Below are 18,268 nucleotides of genomic sequence, written 5' to 3' on the forward strand. Positions count from 1 at the left end.
GCAGGTTCTTCTAACGCTATTTCAGGTTCTGGCATTGCCATTACCGGTTCTTCCAAGGCCATTTCTGGCATCTCTGGCATTTCCGCAAGTACCGGTTCTTCTATGACCTGCGAATCATTTGCCTGCATTTCTTCAAGAGGTATCTCTGAAGCCTGATAATCAGGATTCATTGCGCTTTCCAGAGCTTTTGCTGCATCTGCCATTTCCTTTGCTGCAGCCTCATCTGTTTGACTAAGAGCTGCTTCATTTGCCTTCATTGCAGCTAATAAATCATCTACACTTGCAGTTGATAAATCCTGACCTGCCAAAATTTCTTCTATGCTCATGTTTTCCATAGTGACTCCTTTCACTTGAAATCAACTTTCATAAAAAATTCAGACATCTAGCATACTGCATGCGCTCAATATCAGGCAAAAAGAGTTATACAATATACCAGCCTCAAGACCTCCTGTCCAAAGGCATTGACACGATGCCACCTCGAAAAATATATCGACTGCTTATTGTCAGAAATTTATAGCTGCCGATAACATTTCCCTTATGTTTTCGACAGCTTTACTGTATTTTCAAAACTCTTATTAATATTATAACTGTTTTTTGAATATTTTTATACTATTTTTTATTTATAGGGCATGCGTTCTTGCAACTATTGCACCCTACACACAAATCTTTTTGAATTTTCGGATAAAAGAACCCCTCTTTATCTTCATGCATTGTAATAGCAGATACAGGACAAGCATTTGAACAAGAATAACATCCACAACAATTTTCCTTTTGCTCAAACAAAACAGGTACTTTTTTTGAACCTGTGTTTGATGATAAAGTATTCATTTTTTTCTTTAAGCATTTGCGTATAATCTTGCGACCAACTCTATATATCTTATTTCTTAATTTCTGAACCTTATTAGGATTAATAATTCCATCAACTGCTTTTTTTACACCTTTTTTCATTTCATAAAAAAAGAGTGTCCGCATTTCACTTTCATTAGATGCCTTAACAAGTGACTGATTATGTCTTACAATTTCATCAGCACTTATTTTTTTACTTACTACTACCTGTTCAATCTCAGAAAAAAGTTTTTGTCCCTTTTCGCTATGAATTATCAGTACAGAAACACCATCTTTTTCATAAAATTCTGGTTCTTCTTCTTGAATTCCCCAAAAATCTCCCATTGTTATATCAGTATTTCTATCAACACCTTTAAAAGTACATTTATAACAAGATGGTCTTAAAAAGAAGTCGAACACAAATCCGCGCATATAGGCATTTTTTTTAAAGTTTTCACTAAAACAAATGCCATCTTTATAACTAACCTTAAAAGAATAATCAAGCCATCCGTTTTCTTTATTTCTAAAAGAAATCTTATCTATCTCTTTTCCATTAGATATTTCTTTTAAATATGATGAAAAAACCTTGTGACTAGGAACACCATGACAAATAAAATCGACTAATATCAAATTTTCAGGTCTTGATTTTAAAAACTTTAATAGTCCTTCATTCTGACATGGAGTTCCACAAAAAAGAACAATTCTATCTTCTTTTAGAAATTTTCTTACATCCTTATAAGCTGTATTTATATTGCTTTGAACGTATTTACTTCCTAAAAGCTGATTCAAATCTTCTTTTTTTGTAACATATTTATGAAATACTTTTCCATCTGAATCAATAGCAGCTCCAAAAACAACTCCATTCTTCTCAAGAACTTTTTTAGAAAGCTCTGCAAAAACTCCTCCCGAAGATGATTTAAGCCTATCTTCACTTTTACTATAAGCAGCTATACAAATCGAATTTTTGTTCATCTATTTTTCCTAACTAAACACTCTTTTTGCAAACTCGGAAGCCTCAAAACGCTTTCTTTCCAATATATGCCTAACCGTTTCTTCATTATAAGTCATGTCTAAATCAGATAAAAAGCTTCCTGATTTGACTCTTTTATCCTCAAGCTCGAAAGTTTTTAACAAAGTATCTATTCTCGAATTCATATTTCCGGTTCCATCTGTTCCAATCCTGTCAAATACAGCAAAAGGTTTATTAAATAGAATAGAAAATACGCTTCCATGAAAAGAATCTACAAAAGCCGCTTCTGCATTCTGATATAAATAAAGAAACTCAGCAGGTCCAATAATCCACGTCTTATCTGAATTAAGAATATCTATCACCTCAGCGTTCATTTCTTTTGCTTTTCTGTTTATAAAAGCATCGTACTCTTCAGATTTTTCTCCTAGAAAATACTTTACTACAAACCGTCCTTTAGGCTTATACTTGCTTTTTTTGGCTAGTCTGCTCCATTTTTCTTTAGCTATCAGCATAGTAGGATCAACAAGAACTGTAGCTTCTTTTTTTGTAAGCTTCTCCACTATCTCTCTACCTGCATCTTCTCTTACAGAAATATCCTTGAATTCCGAAAGACACTTTGAGTATTCCTCAACATACTCATCTGGAATTTCAGAGACACCAAAACTGGCAGAAAAAGCTACTCTCTGCTTTTTATCTGCAAATTTAAGAAAGGCTCTAGGCACATAATAATAGAAGTACGGATTCCATACCTGGTCACTTCCAACTGCAAAATAATCATATTTTTCTTTAACATGTGCGTCTACACTCGTTGCACCATATGGAATAATATCGTTAGACCAATCGATATTTAGATCAAATAATTCCCATGTGTAGTTATAAGATTTCTTGCGAGTTAATTTCAAATAAAATTTCTTCACAAAAGATTTTAATACTACTTTTTTTCTATTGAACTTTCTCCATCCAATAGTCTTTACATCATAACCTTTGCTTTTTAGAAACTCCTGCAACGCATAATTCTGCAATCTGTTTCCAATATTGTTGTCTACAATGGTTATAATACCAATTCTTTTTTTCTTCAAAATTCCCCCCAAAGCTCATCTTTTCACAAACTGATAATTACAAATCTGAAAAATCAGTTATTTCTTCCAAAACCTTCACGAAATCTTCTAGTCCATTTTTATCATCCTGACTAAAACGATCAAGCAAAGGACTATCTATATCAAGTACACCTACCAACTTGCCATTTTTATGTATTGGCACTACAATCTCAGAATTAGATGCGCAATCACATGCTATATGTCCAGCAAATTCATGCACATTTCCAACTACTAATGTTTCATCCTTATCTGCTGCTGTTCCGCATACACCTTTTCCTAAAGCAATTCTTATACATGCTACTTTTCCCTGAAATGGACCTAGAAGAAGTGAGCCTTTATTCATCAAATAAAAACCTGCCCAGTTTAAATCCTCCAAATTCTCTTTCAAAAGTGCTGATGCATTGGAAAGAACTGGTATAAAATTTGGTTCATCTGCAGCTAAAGCCTTTAACTGCTCAGTTAATAATCTATAATCTGTCATAACTATCCTTTCACTAATAACCACAATATATCTATCATATATCTAAAATGTTTTTTACACAATATATAAATTTGCGCTTTGCAGTTCATTTTTGATTATAGTTAAAGACTTATCTAAACTCAATGACATTTAGATTAAAAGCCTACCGGTAAGCAAAACAAACTTCGTAAAATATCTTTGTCTTATAAAAAAACATAGCAATCATGCGATTTGTTTAACTTAGTCGCACAACTGCTATGTTTTCTAAAAAGTGGACTAGACGGGAGTCGAACCCGTGTCCAAAAGTCCGTCCGCTGTCCTTCTACTATCATAGTAAACTGTTTTGGAAAATCCCATTCCCTCATAGACCCATCAGTTTACGAACAAATCTATTTAGTAGCTTCATGATACGCCCATAGTCTCAAAGCTTTGACTATGTCGTTTCCTACAAGTTTGACGTCAGATTCTTAATATGTAGGTGTACTAAGGCTGACGGCCACAGCACTTAGGCTGCGAATGCTAATTCGTTATCGTTAGCGTTTAATTTTAATTTGAGGTTTAACGCACCATCTCGCGGATAGCTTCTCCAGTTTCAAAACCCCTGTCGAAACCTTTACTAGCCCTTATTTAATTTTCATAGAATTTAATTCTAACAAAAAAGCCTTGCAATTGCAAGACTTTTTCGAATAAAAAAACATTTCACCTTATAACTTTCCAAATCAAACATCAGCCTGTATGCTTCAGCTTACTGTTCCCATTTACCATTATCTTCAAGTGTATAAATTGAAGTTTTATCTGGAAGATTCAAATCTCGCGTCTGTATACCTGCATTGTTATTGAAAATGATATACTTATAATTTCTAGAGGAATCTATATCTACTTTGTATAAGCGATTTGCACTATCTACAAGTTCCATCTTTACGCCTGGCCAGTTCTTATTAAAATCAGATAAAGCTGTTTTCTGTGATAATACTTATCTTAATCTTAGCTTGTATTCTTTTTCAACAGCCCTTTGCTGATCGCGCTTTGCAGCAGTTTCACGTTTGTCGTAAAGCTTTTTACCTCTGCCAAGTCCTATTTCAACCTTAACTCTGCCTCTTTTGAAATAAACCTGTAGAGGAACAAGTGTATATCCTTTTATCTTAACCTGTTGTTCCATTTTAAGAATTTCATTCTTATGCAAAAGAAGTCTTCTAACTCTAAGCGGATCCTTGTTAAAAATATTTCCCTTTTCATAAGGACTGATATTCATTCCGCAAAGCTGCGCCTGTCCACCTGCGATTACTACAAAAGATTCTCCAAGCGAACAGCGTCCCATTCTGATAGATTTAACTTCTGTTCCAACAAGCTCAATTCCTGCCTCATATTTTTCTTCAATAAAATATTCATGATATGCCTTTTTATTATTGGCAACCAACTTTATTTTCTCTTCTGCCATTATTCTGCCCCTGACTACTTTCTCTTTTTCTTTTGTTTGTCACGTTGTGCTTTAGACGTAGCTGACTTTTTAAATTTGTGCACCTTATACTTTTTATGACCTTTTTTGGGACGCGGTTTTCCTGTTCTTCCATCTGGTTCATAGTTCTTTAAAAGTTCTTTCTTACGCTCTAATGCTCTCTTTTCCGCTGGAGTCATGAGATTATCTTCTTCATCAAATCTCTCTGGTTCCATTTCGAGAAGTTCTTCCAGTTTTGAAGCTAATTCATCTTCATTAAAGTATCCTTCTTCAAAGTAATCTTCATCAAATTCTTCTACATCTTCATCTAATCTTGATTCTTCGAGAAGTTCTTTGCTTTTTCTTGCTTCTTCAACTTTCTTGTGTCTATAGGACTCGCGATTAACTTTAATGCTGTCTTCATCCATCCAGTCTTCTACAATTGCAAAATCAATACTCTTTTCAAGTCTATCAGCACCGATTACCTTTATACGAACTTTCTGACCTAAATGATAGGTTATACCGCTTTCCTCTCCTACAAGGCACATATTCTGCTGATCAAAAATATAATAATCATACATCGAAGAAAGTCGAATAAGTCCTTCACATGTATTATCAAGCTCTACGAACATTCCCCACGCAGTTACACCTGAAACTACGCCGTCAAAACACTCTCCTATATGCTGTTCCATAAACTGAGCTTTTTTGAGCTTGTCTGTATCTCTTTCGGCATCGTCTGCTCTTCTTTCAGTCTTACTGCAATGAACTGCAATATCTGGAAGTATCTCGTTATAATGAGCTATTTTGGTGTCATTCATTCTGCCTCTTATGACATCTTTGATAATCCTATGTATCTGCAAATCAGGATATCTTCTAATAGGAGAAGTAAAATGACAATAATAATTCAAAGCAAGTCCAAAATGTCCCATACACTCTGTTGTATACTTTGCCTGCATCATGCTTCTTAGAGCAACTCTGCTAATTATTGCTTCTTCTGGTGTCCCTTCTATTTTTTGCATCAGCTTTTGAATTTCCATTGGTCTTATTTCCTGACCCTTAGTGCTAAGAACATATCCAAAACCTTTGATAAATGTTTTTAATGTATCTATTTTTTCTGCAGAAGGCTGCTCATGTGAACGATATACAAAAGGAGTCTGAAGCCAATAAAAATGCTGTGCAACTGTTTCATTTGCAGCTAGCATAAAATCTTCTATCAGCTCATGCGAAGCATCTCTTTGTTCTCTAATAATATCTAATGGATTACCCTCTCTATCAAGAATAATCTTTGCTTCCTGAGTTTCGAAATCTATTCCGCCACGTTCGTGTCTTTTCTTTTTTAGTATTTTTGCAAGTTCATACATCTGTTCAAACATTGGTACAAGCTTTTCATACTTAGCCATTTCCTCTTCGTCGTGGTCGAGAATAATTTTCGATACGCTTGTATAAGTCATTCTCTCATCAACATTTATAACAGATTCTACAATTTCATGATCTATAATATCTCCGCTTTTATCAATGGTCATAAGACATGACATTGCAAGTCTGTCTTCGCCATGATTAAGAGAACATATTCCATTTGACAACTTATGCGGAAGCATTGGAATAACTCTATCTACAAGATAAACGCTGGTTCCTCTTTTTTTAGCTTCTCTATCAAGAGCAGAGCCTTCCTGAACGTAATTGGCAACATCCGCGATATGAACACCTAGATGATATAGTCCGTTATCATCAATTGTAAGACTTACTGCATCATCAAGATCTTTACTCTCCTCACCATCGATTGTGACCATCATAACATCTCTAAGGTCTTGTCTACCTGCGCAGTCAGCTTCAGATACAGTATCAGCAGTTCTTTCTGCCTGATTCTTTACTCTTTCAGGGAACTCATTTGGTAGGTCATATCCTTTCACAATAGACATAATGTCTACGCCTGGATCATTTACATTACCTATTATCTCTGACACTATTCCTTCAGGCTTTTTATCAGCAAAAATATCTCCGTAATAAGTAAGTTCCACCACTACCTTATCACCATCTACAGCTCCTCTGCTCTTTTCCTTAGGGATGAAAATATCATTAGGAATCTTATTATTATCTGGGTGAACAAATCCAAAAGTTCTGGAACTCTCATATGTTCCTACAACACTTGTAATGGCTCTTGTTACAATCTGAGTAACTTTTCCTTCTGTTCTTCTTCCGCCCTGATCAGGTAATATCTTAACTTCTACCGTATCTCCTAAAAATGCTCCACCAGTATTATATTCAGAGATATAAATATCTTCACTTCTACCTTCAACTGTGACAAAACCAAACCCTTTAGCATTAGACGTGTATGTTCCATACACATGGTTTTGTCCTTTTATAAAACGACCTCTTTTATTTCTTTCTATCTGGTTCTCTTCGACTAACTCCTGCAAAATTCTTGCAAGTTCATTTCTATCTTCTTTTTCAACTTGTAAAAAAGCTGCAATCTCTTTTTCCTTCATTGGAGAATAATGAGTATCAAAAATAAAATCTCTTACCATTCTCTTTCTATCAGGAGAAACATTAAATTCAGAAATGAAATTTTCTTTTACTCTTTTAGATTTTCCCTTTGTCCCTGATTTCTTCAATACTAACTTGCTTTCACTTTTCTTCTTGTTTTTCTTAGACATATTTCCACCATAACTAAAAACAGGCACTCTTATATAAAATAAGAGTGCCGCATAAAAACTTACTATTAACCCAACTTTCCAATACTAAGGAGAAGGCTCAAAACAAAAAACGCGATTGATAAAATCACTGTAGCCTTAATCATAATTCCCTCTTTGGAACGTCCTTTAATCTTGGACCAATAAGTCTCAGTTGTCTGACCTGTCAAAGCTCCAAGTCCCTGAGATTTGCCCTGCTGAGCCATAATAAGTCCAAGCAATGCTAAGCACACTACCAAATAAACTGCATTAACTAATAATTTAACAAAAAACCCGATTCCCATCTAAATCTCTACCTCCATAGGCTAAAACCAGCTACTGCATGTCTATGATAGTAACTATTTAGCCCTTTTTATAGTATAGTCTAATTAATTATTTTTATAAACAGATATTTAATAGATTAGCATAACATTGCAAATATTTCAAGTTCAAAACAAGATATGTTTCTCAAGTTCACTTACAACTGACTTTAAGCAACCATCCTCAAATGGATTCTTAAGGCCAACTTTTTCAATGAGTCCATTGAAGAAATCAGAAGCAGAAAGATTGCAAAGCTTCAAGTAACTTGCCCATGCAGCCTTATAATCTTTATCCATCCACGCTTTGTACTGAAGAGCATCTGTTCCTGCGATACAATAATCAATGTAGTAAAGAGGGCTATCATAAATATGGTGCTTATTCTGCCAGAAAGCGCCACCCTCATAAAGAGCATTTCCTGAATAATCCATGTGCGGACGGTACTCACGCTCAAGATCCTTCCACACTTCATCTCTCTGCTTAGGAGTAAGTCCTGGATTGCTGTATGCAATATGCTGGAACTCATCAACCATTGTTCCGTAAGGGATGAAGATACATGAATCTTCAAAATGCATCTTGATATAATCATCACTTCTATCACCAAAGAACATCTTCATCCATGGCTCTGTGAAGAACTCCATTGACATAGAATGTGTCTCTGCTGTTTCCATTGTTATATCTGTATGCTCGATAATCTCATCGTTACGCACAACAAATCCCTGGAATGCATGTCCGCATTCGTGTGTAATAACATCTACATCTCCGCTTGTTCCATTAAAGTTGGCGAAAATAAATGGTGACTTATATCTTGGTATATATGTCATATATCCACCAGTTTTCTTCGTCTTTCTGCCAAGTACATCGAAAAGCTCATTTTCACACATGAAATTCATGAATTCTGCAGTTTCAGGAGAAAGTTCATTGTACATCTTTCGTCCATTTTCCAAAATCTGCTCAGGAGTTCCGATTGGAGCTGGATTTCCATTTTTAAAATATACTCCCTCATCCTCAAAATGTAGATGATCAAGACCAAGTCTCTTTCTTCTAACTTCATGAAGTTTTTCAGCAAATGGCACGAAATCTTTCTTGACCTGCTCGCGGAATGATTTCAAATCTTCCATTCCATAACAGTTTCTACGCATGCGCGCATATCCAAGTGGAAGATAGTTCTCGTATCCAAGTGTTGTTCCCTGAAGAGTACGATTCTTTACAAGCTTATCATAGATATCATCCATCTGCTCTTTATTATCTGCAAAAAACTGTGAATATTTTTTCCATGCTTCAACACGTACATTTCTATCACTGTTACGAAGATATGGCTCCATAAGTGAGAGATTCAAAGTCTCGCCATTCCAATCAATCTTTGCAGTAGCAAGAAGCTTATTATACTCATCCTGAAGCTTGTTCTCTTCCTGCATAAGTGGAAGAATCTTTTCGTCAACAGATTTTGCAGCGAGCTCCATGTTTTTGAAAGCAACTGGTCCAATCTTTTTCTCGAGATAATCACGATACTTAGAAGTGGCAAGCTTTTGCTCATAATGTACACATAGATTTGCAATTACAGGGAGCACTTCATTATAATAATCAGATTCTTTTGAATAGAACTCATCTGTCATATCGCCATCATGTCTGATATATGCAATATTAAACTCTGTGTTAAACTCATTCTGAAGTTCATAATACTTCTTATGAACTTCAAACTGTTCCTCTCCGGAAGTTGCATTATCGAACTCTTTCTCGAGTTCTACGAACTGATTCTTTATTTTCTCTATGTCAGCACGCTTATATGGCATTTCAGAAAATTTCATATACATCTCCATTCTGCTATCATTTTTCGAAAACTAAAAAATATTAAAGTAATTCTTCCATCTCAGTGATAAGGTTGTCAAATTCCTTAAGAGCCTCTTCAATAGGAGCTGGAGAACTCATATCTACTCCTGCTATCTTCAAAAGGCTAATAGGATCTGCACTGCAGCCTGATGATAAAAACTTGAGATAGTTTTTAACAGCGCTTTCACCTTCTTTAAGAATCTTAGTAGCAAGTGCAATAGCCGCAGAGAAACCTGTTGCATATTGATATACATAGTAATCATAGAAGAAATGAGGAATTCTTGACCATTCAAGCGCAATTCCCTCATCAACAACAACATCTTCACCATAGTAAAGCTTGTTAAGATCATAATAAATCTTATTCATTACTTCACTTGTAAGTGTCTCGCCGTTTTCCTCTATCTCATTTATCTTAAGTTCGAACTCAGCAAACATTGTCTGTCTGTAGAGTGTTGTTCTGAACTGTTCAAGGAAATAATTGATAAGGTATGCACGTTTCTTCTTATCTGTTGTTTTAGACAAAAGATTCTTCATCATAAGAACCTCATTGCAGGTACTTGCAACTTCAGCAACGAAAATCACATAGTCATTATAGACTTTTGGCTGATTATGAACAGAAAGATAGCTGTGCATTGTATGTCCAGTCTCATGAATAAGTGTAAACTGACTGTTAAGGTTATCCTTATGATTCAGAAGAATATATGGATGAGGTGTAGATAATCCAGAAGAATAAGCACCGCTTCTCTTTCCCTCATTTTCATATACATCAAGCCATCTGTTATCATAAGCTGTTCTTACAACTTTCGCATAATCTTCTCCCAAAGGTTTGATAGCTTCAAACACATTCTCTTTAGCCTGTTCAAAAGTAATCTTCTCATCTACATCAGCAACTATTGGATTGTACAAATCATACATGTGAAGCTCATCAACATTCAACAGCTTTTTACGAAGTTTCATATATCTATACATTGAATCCATGTGCTTATGAACTGTATCAATAAGATTCATATATACACTTGTAGGAACTTCTGTAGCATCAAGTGCAGCCTCAAGATTGCTGTTATACTTTCTAATCTTAGAGAAGAATGTCTGCTGTTTTGTATGAGCATCAAGAATTGCTGCTGACAAAGCCGCATGGTCTTTCCATGTCTCATAGAAAGTCTTGAAAGCATTCTCTCTAAGTTTTCTATCAGAGCTCTCCATAAGAGAAATATATGTTCCCTGAGTAAGTTTATGCTTATTTCCTTCTGAGTCTTCCACATCCGGGAACTTAATATCTGCATTTCTAAACACATTTCCAATCGTTGCAGGTCCATTTGCCATTTCACCTGTTGCAGCAATTATTCGCTCTTCATTTGCAGACAACATGTGATCTTTGCGATGTCTGATACGCTTAATCGCAAGTCTATATAATTCTAGGCCTTCTTCCTCTTTAAAGAATTCTTCAAGCTTGTCATCTGCAATTTCCATAATCTCTGTATCAGCAAAAGAAAGAGCACTATTAATTGCAACATAAGCGCTTAATGCTTTACCCTTTCTAGCCTGTGTTTCACTGTTAGAAACATCCTGATCAGCCTCAAGACTGGAATAACCATATACCTTGGATATAAGCTCGCCTAGTTCGTCATTAAACTCGAACCAGGACAAAAGTGTTTTTGCATCTGATGAAAGCTTACCTTTGTAATCTTCCACTTTTTTCAATAATTCATACACTTTAGCAAGATCGTCATTCCATTCGTTGACATCATTATAGATATCCTTGAGATTCCATGTATACTGCTCTGGAATTTCGCTTCTTTTTAAAATCTTTTTTTCTTCCATTTTGATCCCCTTTAATAATTCAAATAGTTAGCCAAAGCTTACATATATCTTATCTAAAAGCGGCTCTTTTCAAAGCCGCTATTTATAAGTTAGTTAAATATGGTCTTTTTCTTTATTTCTCAACAACGGTGTTTTCAAATAATAGCCAGCAAATACTATAGAACTAAGTGACCATGTTATTGGATAAACCCAGTTTACAACTGCTATATTATGGATAAAATATCCAACAAATACCAGTATGGACACTCTAATAATACACCAGCATATAAGCATCACAACCATTGGAACAATAGCTTTTCCAAGACCTCTCATAAGTGCCGCCATTGCATGTGAAAAAGCAAGAAGACAAAAAAACAATGCACAAGTTCTAGCTCTCACTGTTCCATAATCAACCACTTCACTTGTTTTGTCAAAAGAACTAATAAATACTGGAGCAAGAATAAAAATAAAAACTCCAATAATTTCTGCTACTATTACAGACACTGTTGTTCCAAATCTTGCGCCTTCTCTTGCTCTATCAATATTACCTGCTCCAAGATTTTGGCTTACGAATGTAGTAATCGCCATAGCAAAACTTGTTATAGGTAAAAATGCAAATCCCTCAACTTTGGAATATGCACCTGCTCCTGCCATTGCATATTCTCCAAAACTATTAATATTGGATTGAACTACAATATTTGCAAATGCAATGATTGAATTTTGAAATGCAGAAGGAAGTCCAAATCTTATGATTTTTTTTAGCATTATGCCATCAAAAGAAATCAGATTTACTCTTATTCTGTAATCAGCATTAATGTTCAGCAATCTAATAAAACATAAAACAGCACTTACAAGCTGAGAAATTGCAGTTGCTAAAGCAGCAGCCCATACACCACGTTTGAAGAATCCTATCAGTGTTATATCTAGCACAATATTGATGACTGACGAAATAATAAGATAGTACAGCGGATGCTTACTATCTCCTGCAGCCTGCAATATTCCCATAAGTGTGTTATACATAACAAAGCCAATAGAACCTAAAAAATACAATCTGAAATAAGCAACCGAACTTGGCATTACATTATCAGGCGTTCCCATTAATACTAGAATTTTGGGTGTAAAAAATACGCCAATAATAGTCATAAGAACACCGCTTACTATACCAAGTGCTACAGCTGTATGAACAGATTTCTCAATACTCTGTTTATCTTCTGCACCTATATATCTTGCTATTACAACTCCTGCACCCATCGAAAGTCCCTGAAAAAATCCAATAAGCAAAAATATAAGACTTCCTGCGCTTGTAACAGCAGATAAAGCTGTTGTGCCAAGATAATTGCCAACAATATAAGAATCTGCCGTATTATATAGTTGCTGAAATAAATTACCAAGAAATATTGGAATAGCAAACAATGTCATCTTCGACCATACACAGCCAGAAGTCATGACATTCTTATCTGCTATGCTATGTGATTCTTTTTTCATTATTTCCTATCTATTTAATTCTAAACAATATAATAATTTAAGTATTACTAGTTTTAGTTACAATACACTTTTTCTTTAAAGAAATGAATTTAGAATATTTAATAACCCTAAAAAGAAAAAATTATTTTTAAATTCTGCCTACACGCTTATTGCATGGTAGTGTTAAGTCAATTTTGTTAACACTATATGCATAAAGCGGTAGGCAACAACTAGATATTATATACTCAAATTGTTTTTAATTACTTCTTTCGAAGATTATCAGCAATTTCGATAGCCTTATTAGTTTCCCCATTTTCAAGTTCATCATAAAGATGACACTTAACAACATGTCCATCGAAATCCTTTGCCTTTGGATTTTCTATCTTACAGCACTCCATACAATGTGTACATCTTGTGTGGAATCGGCATCCCTTAGGCGGATTTGCAGGTGATGGAATATCTCCTTCAAGAAGAATTCTATCAAGTTTTCTATCCGGATCAGGTATCGGAATAGCTGAAAACAGAGCCTGTGTATATGGATGAAGAGGATGTGCAAAAATTCCCTCTGTCTTACCAGTCTCAACAAGACCTCCAAGATACATAACACCAACAGTATCAGATATATGCTCTACTACAGAAAGATCATGTGAAATGAAGAGGTAAGTAAGCTTTCTGTCTTTCTGAAGTTTGCGAAGCAAGTTAATAATCTGAGCCTGAATAGAAACATCAAGAGCAGATACTGGTTCATCACATACTACAAATTCTGGTTTAAGAGCAAGTGCTCTTGCAATACAGATACGCTGTCTCTGTCCGCCAGAGAACTCATGCGGATAACGTTCTTTGTAGTATTCCATAAGTCCGCATTCTTTCATAACCTTTGAAAGATATTCTTCATATTCTGCTTCAGGAACTATGTTATGTTCACGAACAGCTTCTCCAATAATCTCACCTACAGGAAGTCGAGGAGAAAGTGAAGAATATGGATCCTGGAAAATAATCTGCATCTTTGTACGAAGATCATGCATCTGCTTCTTATCAAACTTACTGATTTCCTGACCGTTAAAAATAATCTCTCCATCAGTTTTCTCAATAAGTCTAAGGATAGTTCTACCAGTTGTTGACTTACCACATCCAGACTCACCAACAAGCCCCATTGTTGTACCACGTTCAATGTTAAAAGAAACATCATCAACTGCTTTAACCTGGCCAGTTACACCACCAAAAAATCCACCCTTAATAGGGAAATACTTTTTTAAATTTTTTATCTGAAGAATATAATCTGACATTATTTTGTACCCCCTTCATCGCACAAATAACAACTTACTTCATGTGTCGGGGATACATGATAAACACCAGGATATGCACCTTCACACTTACTTATGCACTTATCGCAACGATCCTTGAAGTAGCAATAATTAGGCATATTAATTGGATTTGGAACGTTACCAGGTATACTGTAAAGTTCATCAACCTTCTGACCTACAACCGGCTTACTCTTCATAAGACCAATTGTGTATGGATGTCTTGGATCATGGAAGATTTCCTGTGCTGTACCTTTTTCAATTACTCGACCAGCATACATAACAACTACATAATCAGCCATCTCTGCTACTACACCAAGGTCATGTGTAATAAGCATGATAGAAGAATTGATCTTTTCCTTAAGTCCTCTAAGAAGATCAAGAATCTGAGCCTGAATAGTAACATCAAGAGCTGTTGTAGGCTCATCAGCAATAATAAGCTTAGGATTGCATGCAAGAGCCATAGCAATCATAATACGCTGACGCATACCACCAGAAAGCTCATGTGGATACATGCGGTAAACACCTTCCTTGTTAGCAATACCTACAAGCTGAAGCATTTCAAGAGTACGTTTCTTAACATCTTCCTTGCTCATGTCTTTATTGTGAAGAGCAATGATTTCATCAACCTGATCTCCAATACGGAAAACAGGATTAAGACTTGTCATAGGCTCCTGGAAAATCATAGACATTTTATTTCCACGAAGTTCCTGCATTACTGACATTGGTGCATTTGCAACGCTAATAGCTTTATCACCTGTATTAAAACGAATCTCTCCGCCTACAGTCTGACCAGCCGGACGCTGAACAAGCTGCATCAAAGAAAGTGATGTTACTGACTTACCACATCCAGACTCACCAACTATACCTACTGTTTTTCCCTGAGGCACATCAAAAGATACACCATCAACAGCTTTAACAGTTCCTATATCTGTAAAAAAGTATGTCTTTACGTTATCAAACTCAACACAGTTATTAGGATCTTTCATCTTTGTAACATATTCCTCTTCCGGAATATGTTTTCTATTTCTTCGCTTCTCAATTTCGGAGGTGATTTTTCGATTCTCTTTGGAAATTCTCCTGGATTCTTTAGCGGAGATATAATTTGATTTTGCCATAATTACTTATTCTCCCGATATATCTGCATGTGAGAAATACAAGTATTTCTCACATGTTACTAATCTAAAATACTATAATCTGTATCTACCTTTTGGTCTATAATCATCTCTTCATCTTAGGATCAAATGCATCTCTAAGACCATCACCTATAAAGTTGAATGCAAGTACTGTAAGAAGGATGAATATACCAGCTGGAAGCCATACAAATGGGTAATTAGTCATTACGAAGGAATCATTAACTGCATTAATGATACTTCCCCATGAAGCTGAAGGATACTTAACACCCATACCAAGGAAGCTAAGTGTTGCCTCAGCAAGAATAACTTCACCAAGTCCCATACTTGCAAATACAATAAGCTGTGGCATTACGTTCGGTACAAGATGACGGAAAATTCTTCTAGGTATGCTGATACCTGTTGCCTCTGCAGCAATCATAAATTCCTGCTCACGAAGAGAAAGAATCTGACCACGTACGATTCTGGCAATTCCAACCCATCCAATAACACCCATGATAATACAGAGCATATAAATTCTAAATGTTGATGAAGCATGATAGTAATCCATTACAGATCCCAAAATAAGGTACAAAGGCATAGACGGAATACAATAAATAATATCAACAAGTCTCATCAGAACATTGTCAACCCATCCGCCAAAGAAACCAGCTATTCCACCGATAACCATACCAATAAATACTTCAAGAAAAATAACAACAAAACCAATCAGAAGGGAAATTCTACCACCAAACATAAGTCTTGCAAGAAGATCCATTCCATTTCCATCTGTACCAACCCAGTGCTTTGAAGACGGCTTTGCATATTTATCAATTACCTGTGTGCTCTTGAAGCTTGAAATCACATACTGACCATTTTTATTTTCATATGTATATTCAACATCTTTGCCATTTTCATCAGCAAAAGTAAATTTACCTGCATCTGCATTTATTGCTTCAATAGCAGCCATCTTATATGCAGGGCTAAGGAATACACCATTTTCAATAGCATTGAAATTATTAGCAGAGATAAATGCGTACTCTTTACCATCAAGACTAATAAGTGCTGAACTACCATCCTGAGTTACGGAATAGTTCTTTCCTTCTGACTCAAAAGTAGACTCATTCTTTCCCATAGCAATAATAGCTGAACGATAGAAATCATATGTAAACTTAATGTCATCTGAATAAGCTGTAAATGATACTTTTGTAGCTATAGCTGCCTCGGTAGCATCATAAAATACTACTCCATCAGCATCATCAAAGAAATATGTCTTGTTACCTTCTGTAAAAGAATGTCTGTTATTGTCAACAGCATCCTTATATCCAGCTGCAGTGTCAAGTTTCTTTTCTGTCTTAGTTATAAGGAACATAACATAAGAATCATTACCAACATTGTCAAGACCAACAAGTGAACCATCTCTTGTCTCAACAATATTACTCTTTTTAGTAGTAGCAAGAATCATCTTAGATGCAACATCTTTAGGAAGTTTCACTCCATCAACATTCTGATACTGGAACTCTTTAATTTCTGTTACACCTGCATATTTTTTGGACATCTGTTCCTTAGTGTAGAACACTTCACTTTCAGAATAAGGGCAAACAGCACCTCCTACAAAAGCAAAAAGAAACATTGCCACTATAATTGAAAGTCCAACGATTGCAAGCTTATTTCTGAAAAAACGCTTGGCAACCATCATTCCCGGAGATAATGTTTTAATACGTGAAGCATCATCAAGTTTCTTTGGCTGACCTTCACTATTTTCAACTTTTTTGTTATCCATACTCATTTCCAATCCACCTTCCTTAGTTTACTCTTACTCGCGGATCTACTACTGCATATAAAATATCAGCAATAAGATTACCAAGGAGTATTAATACAGCCATAAATACCATATAGAACATAACAAAAGGTATATCACCCTGAACTACTGCCTGATATGATGTGTATCCTATTCCAGGAATCTGGAACAAAGTCTCAGTAACCATTGCACCACCAAAAAGACCTGGAAGTGAACCGCCAAGTAGTGTAACAATAGGAATAAGAGTATTTCTAAAAGCGTGGTGATTTATAACAACATTCTCTGAAAGTCCCTTTGCTCTTGCTGTTCTAATATAATCAGAATTCAAAACCTCAAGCATATTAGCACGTGTATATCTCATCAAAGAACCAACAGAAACAACTGTAAGTGTAATTGTTGGAAGTACCATATGATGAGCCATATCCATAATCTGGCCAAAACTTGAAAGCTGTCCATAATTTCTTCCAACGATACCATACAATGGAAGAACATTCATCTTGATTGAAAAAATATACTTAAGTAATGTTGCAAAAAAGAAGCTAGGAAGTGAAATACCAATAAGTGCAATAACTGTTACAGAATAGTCTGTTAATGAATACTGCTTTCTAGCTGCTGCAATACCTGATGGAATAGCAATTAATATTTCTAAGATAAATACAATAAGGCTAAGTGAAAAAGAGTACCAAATTACGCTCTTAAATTTTGCAAGAACCGGCTGATTGAAATACCATGAATCACCAAAATCTAAAGTAATAGCTTTGGAAGCCCATTTAAAATATCCACCAATAATTCCAGAATCCAGACCGTATTGGGCATTTAACTGATCAACCCATTCTGAATAACTCTTAGAACCTGGTCTTTGTGAAAGCTGCATAGCCTGCTGTTCAACATATGATGTTGGCATACAACGCATAATGCCATAGATGATCAGTGATACAAAAAACAACAATACCACAGAAATCATAAGTCGTTTAACAATAAATTTCCACATCTGTCTCTTACCTCTTACCTTTATTTTGAAAGCCTCATGCTTTCATTTCTTTAAAATGCTGGATTTTCGTGTTCGCTAAAATATCAAATACAGCATCTCGCAAAGAAAGGACCATATAATAAACTGGTCCTTTCCTTGCGAGACGGCTCATCCCTAAAAAAGGATGAGCGTCTGTTAGCATGAAATTGATTCAGC

General features: G+C 35.4%; 13 protein-coding genes, 1 other RNA gene and 2 pseudogenes. All 16 read right to left on the reverse strand.

Annotated features, from left to right (window positions below; all coding sequences use genetic code 11):
• Positions 1 to 335 (reverse strand): hypothetical protein (locus G634_RS21450; protein WP_035800543.1); only part of this gene is annotated, 335 nt, incomplete at its 3' end.
• 274 nt (positions 336 to 609) lie between these two features.
• Positions 610 to 1,797 (reverse strand): Coenzyme F420 hydrogenase/dehydrogenase, beta subunit C-terminal domain, encoded by a 1,188-nt coding sequence (locus G634_RS19735; protein WP_051234191.1) that lies wholly within the window; start codon positions 1,795 to 1,797, stop codon positions 610 to 612.
• Positions 1,798 to 1,806: 9 nt separating this feature from the next.
• The gene (locus tag G634_RS0116215) at positions 1,807 to 2,874 is read right to left on the reverse strand and encodes a polysaccharide pyruvyl transferase family protein (protein WP_035800546.1); all 1,068 of its coding nucleotides are present in this window, start codon (positions 2,872 to 2,874) and stop codon (positions 1,807 to 1,809) included.
• A gap of 37 nt (positions 2,875 to 2,911) precedes the next feature.
• Positions 2,912 to 3,373, reverse strand: a complete 462-nt coding sequence (locus G634_RS0116220) for a GAF domain-containing protein (RefSeq protein WP_026506146.1) — start codon at positions 3,371 to 3,373, stop codon at positions 2,912 to 2,914.
• Between the two features lie 248 nt (positions 3,374 to 3,621).
• Positions 3,622 to 3,975, reverse strand: a transfer-messenger RNA (tmRNA) gene (gene ssrA / locus G634_RS21005).
• Between the two features lie 122 nt (positions 3,976 to 4,097).
• Positions 4,098 to 4,277 (reverse strand): annotated as a pseudogene (locus tag G634_RS21010) (hypothetical protein); the annotation flags it as partial.
• Positions 4,278 to 4,325: 48 nt separating this feature from the next.
• Entirely contained in the window at positions 4,326 to 4,790 is a 465-nt protein-coding gene (gene smpB, locus G634_RS0116230) for an SsrA-binding protein SmpB (protein WP_026506147.1), read from the reverse strand.
• Between the two features lie 416 nt (positions 4,791 to 5,206).
• Positions 5,207 to 7,312, reverse strand: a pseudogene (rnr, locus tag G634_RS19740) (ribonuclease R); the annotation flags it as partial.
• Between the two features lie 194 nt (positions 7,313 to 7,506).
• Positions 7,507 to 7,761 (reverse strand): preprotein translocase subunit SecG, encoded by a 255-nt coding sequence (gene secG, locus G634_RS0116240; RefSeq protein ID WP_026506149.1) that lies wholly within the window; start codon positions 7,759 to 7,761, stop codon positions 7,507 to 7,509.
• 144 nt (positions 7,762 to 7,905) lie between these two features.
• The gene (locus G634_RS0116245) at positions 7,906 to 9,582 is read right to left on the reverse strand and encodes a M3 family oligoendopeptidase (RefSeq protein WP_026506150.1); all 1,677 of its coding nucleotides are present in this window, start codon (positions 9,580 to 9,582) and stop codon (positions 7,906 to 7,908) included.
• 43 nt (positions 9,583 to 9,625) lie between these two features.
• Positions 9,626 to 11,425, reverse strand: a complete 1,800-nt coding sequence (pepF, locus tag G634_RS0116250) for an oligoendopeptidase F (protein WP_026506151.1) — start codon at positions 11,423 to 11,425, stop codon at positions 9,626 to 9,628.
• A 93-nt stretch (positions 11,426 to 11,518) separates the two neighbouring features.
• Positions 11,519 to 12,889, reverse strand: coding sequence for an MATE family efflux transporter (locus G634_RS0116255; protein ID WP_051234192.1), 1,371 nt, complete (start codon positions 12,887 to 12,889; stop codon positions 11,519 to 11,521).
• 239 nt (positions 12,890 to 13,128) lie between these two features.
• A complete protein-coding gene (locus G634_RS19745) occupies positions 13,129 to 14,154 on the reverse strand; it encodes an ABC transporter ATP-binding protein (protein ID WP_051234194.1) in 1,026 nt (341 codons plus the stop codon).
• The gene (locus tag G634_RS0116265) at positions 14,154 to 15,287 is read right to left on the reverse strand and encodes an ABC transporter ATP-binding protein (RefSeq protein WP_026506153.1); all 1,134 of its coding nucleotides are present in this window, start codon (positions 15,285 to 15,287) and stop codon (positions 14,154 to 14,156) included. The genes G634_RS19745 and G634_RS0116265 overlap by 1 nt, the downstream gene beginning before the upstream one ends.
• A 103-nt stretch (positions 15,288 to 15,390) precedes the next feature.
• Positions 15,391 to 17,070, reverse strand: coding sequence for an ABC transporter permease subunit (locus tag G634_RS21015; protein ID WP_026506154.1), 1,680 nt, complete (start codon positions 17,068 to 17,070; stop codon positions 15,391 to 15,393).
• Positions 17,071 to 17,086: 16 nt separating this feature from the next.
• Positions 17,087 to 18,073 carry an ABC transporter permease gene (locus G634_RS0116275; RefSeq protein ID WP_026506155.1) on the reverse strand — a complete coding sequence of 329 codons (987 nt, stop codon included), beginning with the start codon at positions 18,071 to 18,073 and terminating at the stop codon, positions 17,087 to 17,089.
• Positions 18,074 to 18,268 lie beyond the last annotated feature (195 nt).

This window comes from Butyrivibrio sp. NC3005 (assembly GCF_000424545.1).
Classification (GTDB): Bacteria; Bacillota; Clostridia; order Lachnospirales; family Lachnospiraceae; genus Butyrivibrio.

Bases quoted from the DNA above. Each gene is read 5' to 3' on its own strand.
- G634_RS19735 (WP_051234191.1), bottom strand. From the start codon at position 1,797: ATGAACAAAAATTCGATTTGTATAGCTGCTTATAGTAAAAGTGAAGAT.
- G634_RS0116220 (WP_026506146.1), bottom strand. From the start codon at position 3,373: ATGACAGATTATAGATTATTAACTGAGCAGTTAAAGGCTTTAGCTGCA.
- smpB (WP_026506147.1), bottom strand. From the start codon at position 4,790: ATGGCAGAAGAGAAAATAAAGTTGGTTGCCAATAATAAAAAGGCATAT.
- secG (WP_026506149.1), bottom strand. From the start codon at position 7,761: ATGGGAATCGGGTTTTTTGTTAAATTATTAGTTAATGCAGTTTATTTG.
- G634_RS0116245 (WP_026506150.1), bottom strand. From the start codon at position 9,582: ATGAAATTTTCTGAAATGCCATATAAGCGTGCTGACATAGAGAAAATA.
- pepF (WP_026506151.1), bottom strand. From the start codon at position 11,425: ATGGAAGAAAAAAAGATTTTAAAAAGAAGCGAAATTCCAGAGCAGTAT.
- G634_RS0116255 (WP_051234192.1), bottom strand. From the start codon at position 12,889: ATGAAAAAAGAATCACATAGCATAGCAGATAAGAATGTCATGACTTCT.
- G634_RS19745 (WP_051234194.1), bottom strand. From the start codon at position 14,154: ATGTCAGATTATATTCTTCAGATAAAAAATTTAAAAAAGTATTTCCCT.
- G634_RS0116265 (WP_026506153.1), bottom strand. From the start codon at position 15,287: ATGGCAAAATCAAATTATATCTCCGCTAAAGAATCCAGGAGAATTTCC.
- G634_RS21015 (WP_026506154.1), bottom strand. From the start codon at position 17,070: ATGAGTATGGATAACAAAAAAGTTGAAAATAGTGAAGGTCAGCCAAAG.
- G634_RS0116275 (WP_026506155.1), bottom strand. From the start codon at position 18,073: ATGTGGAAATTTATTGTTAAACGACTTATGATTTCTGTGGTATTGTTG.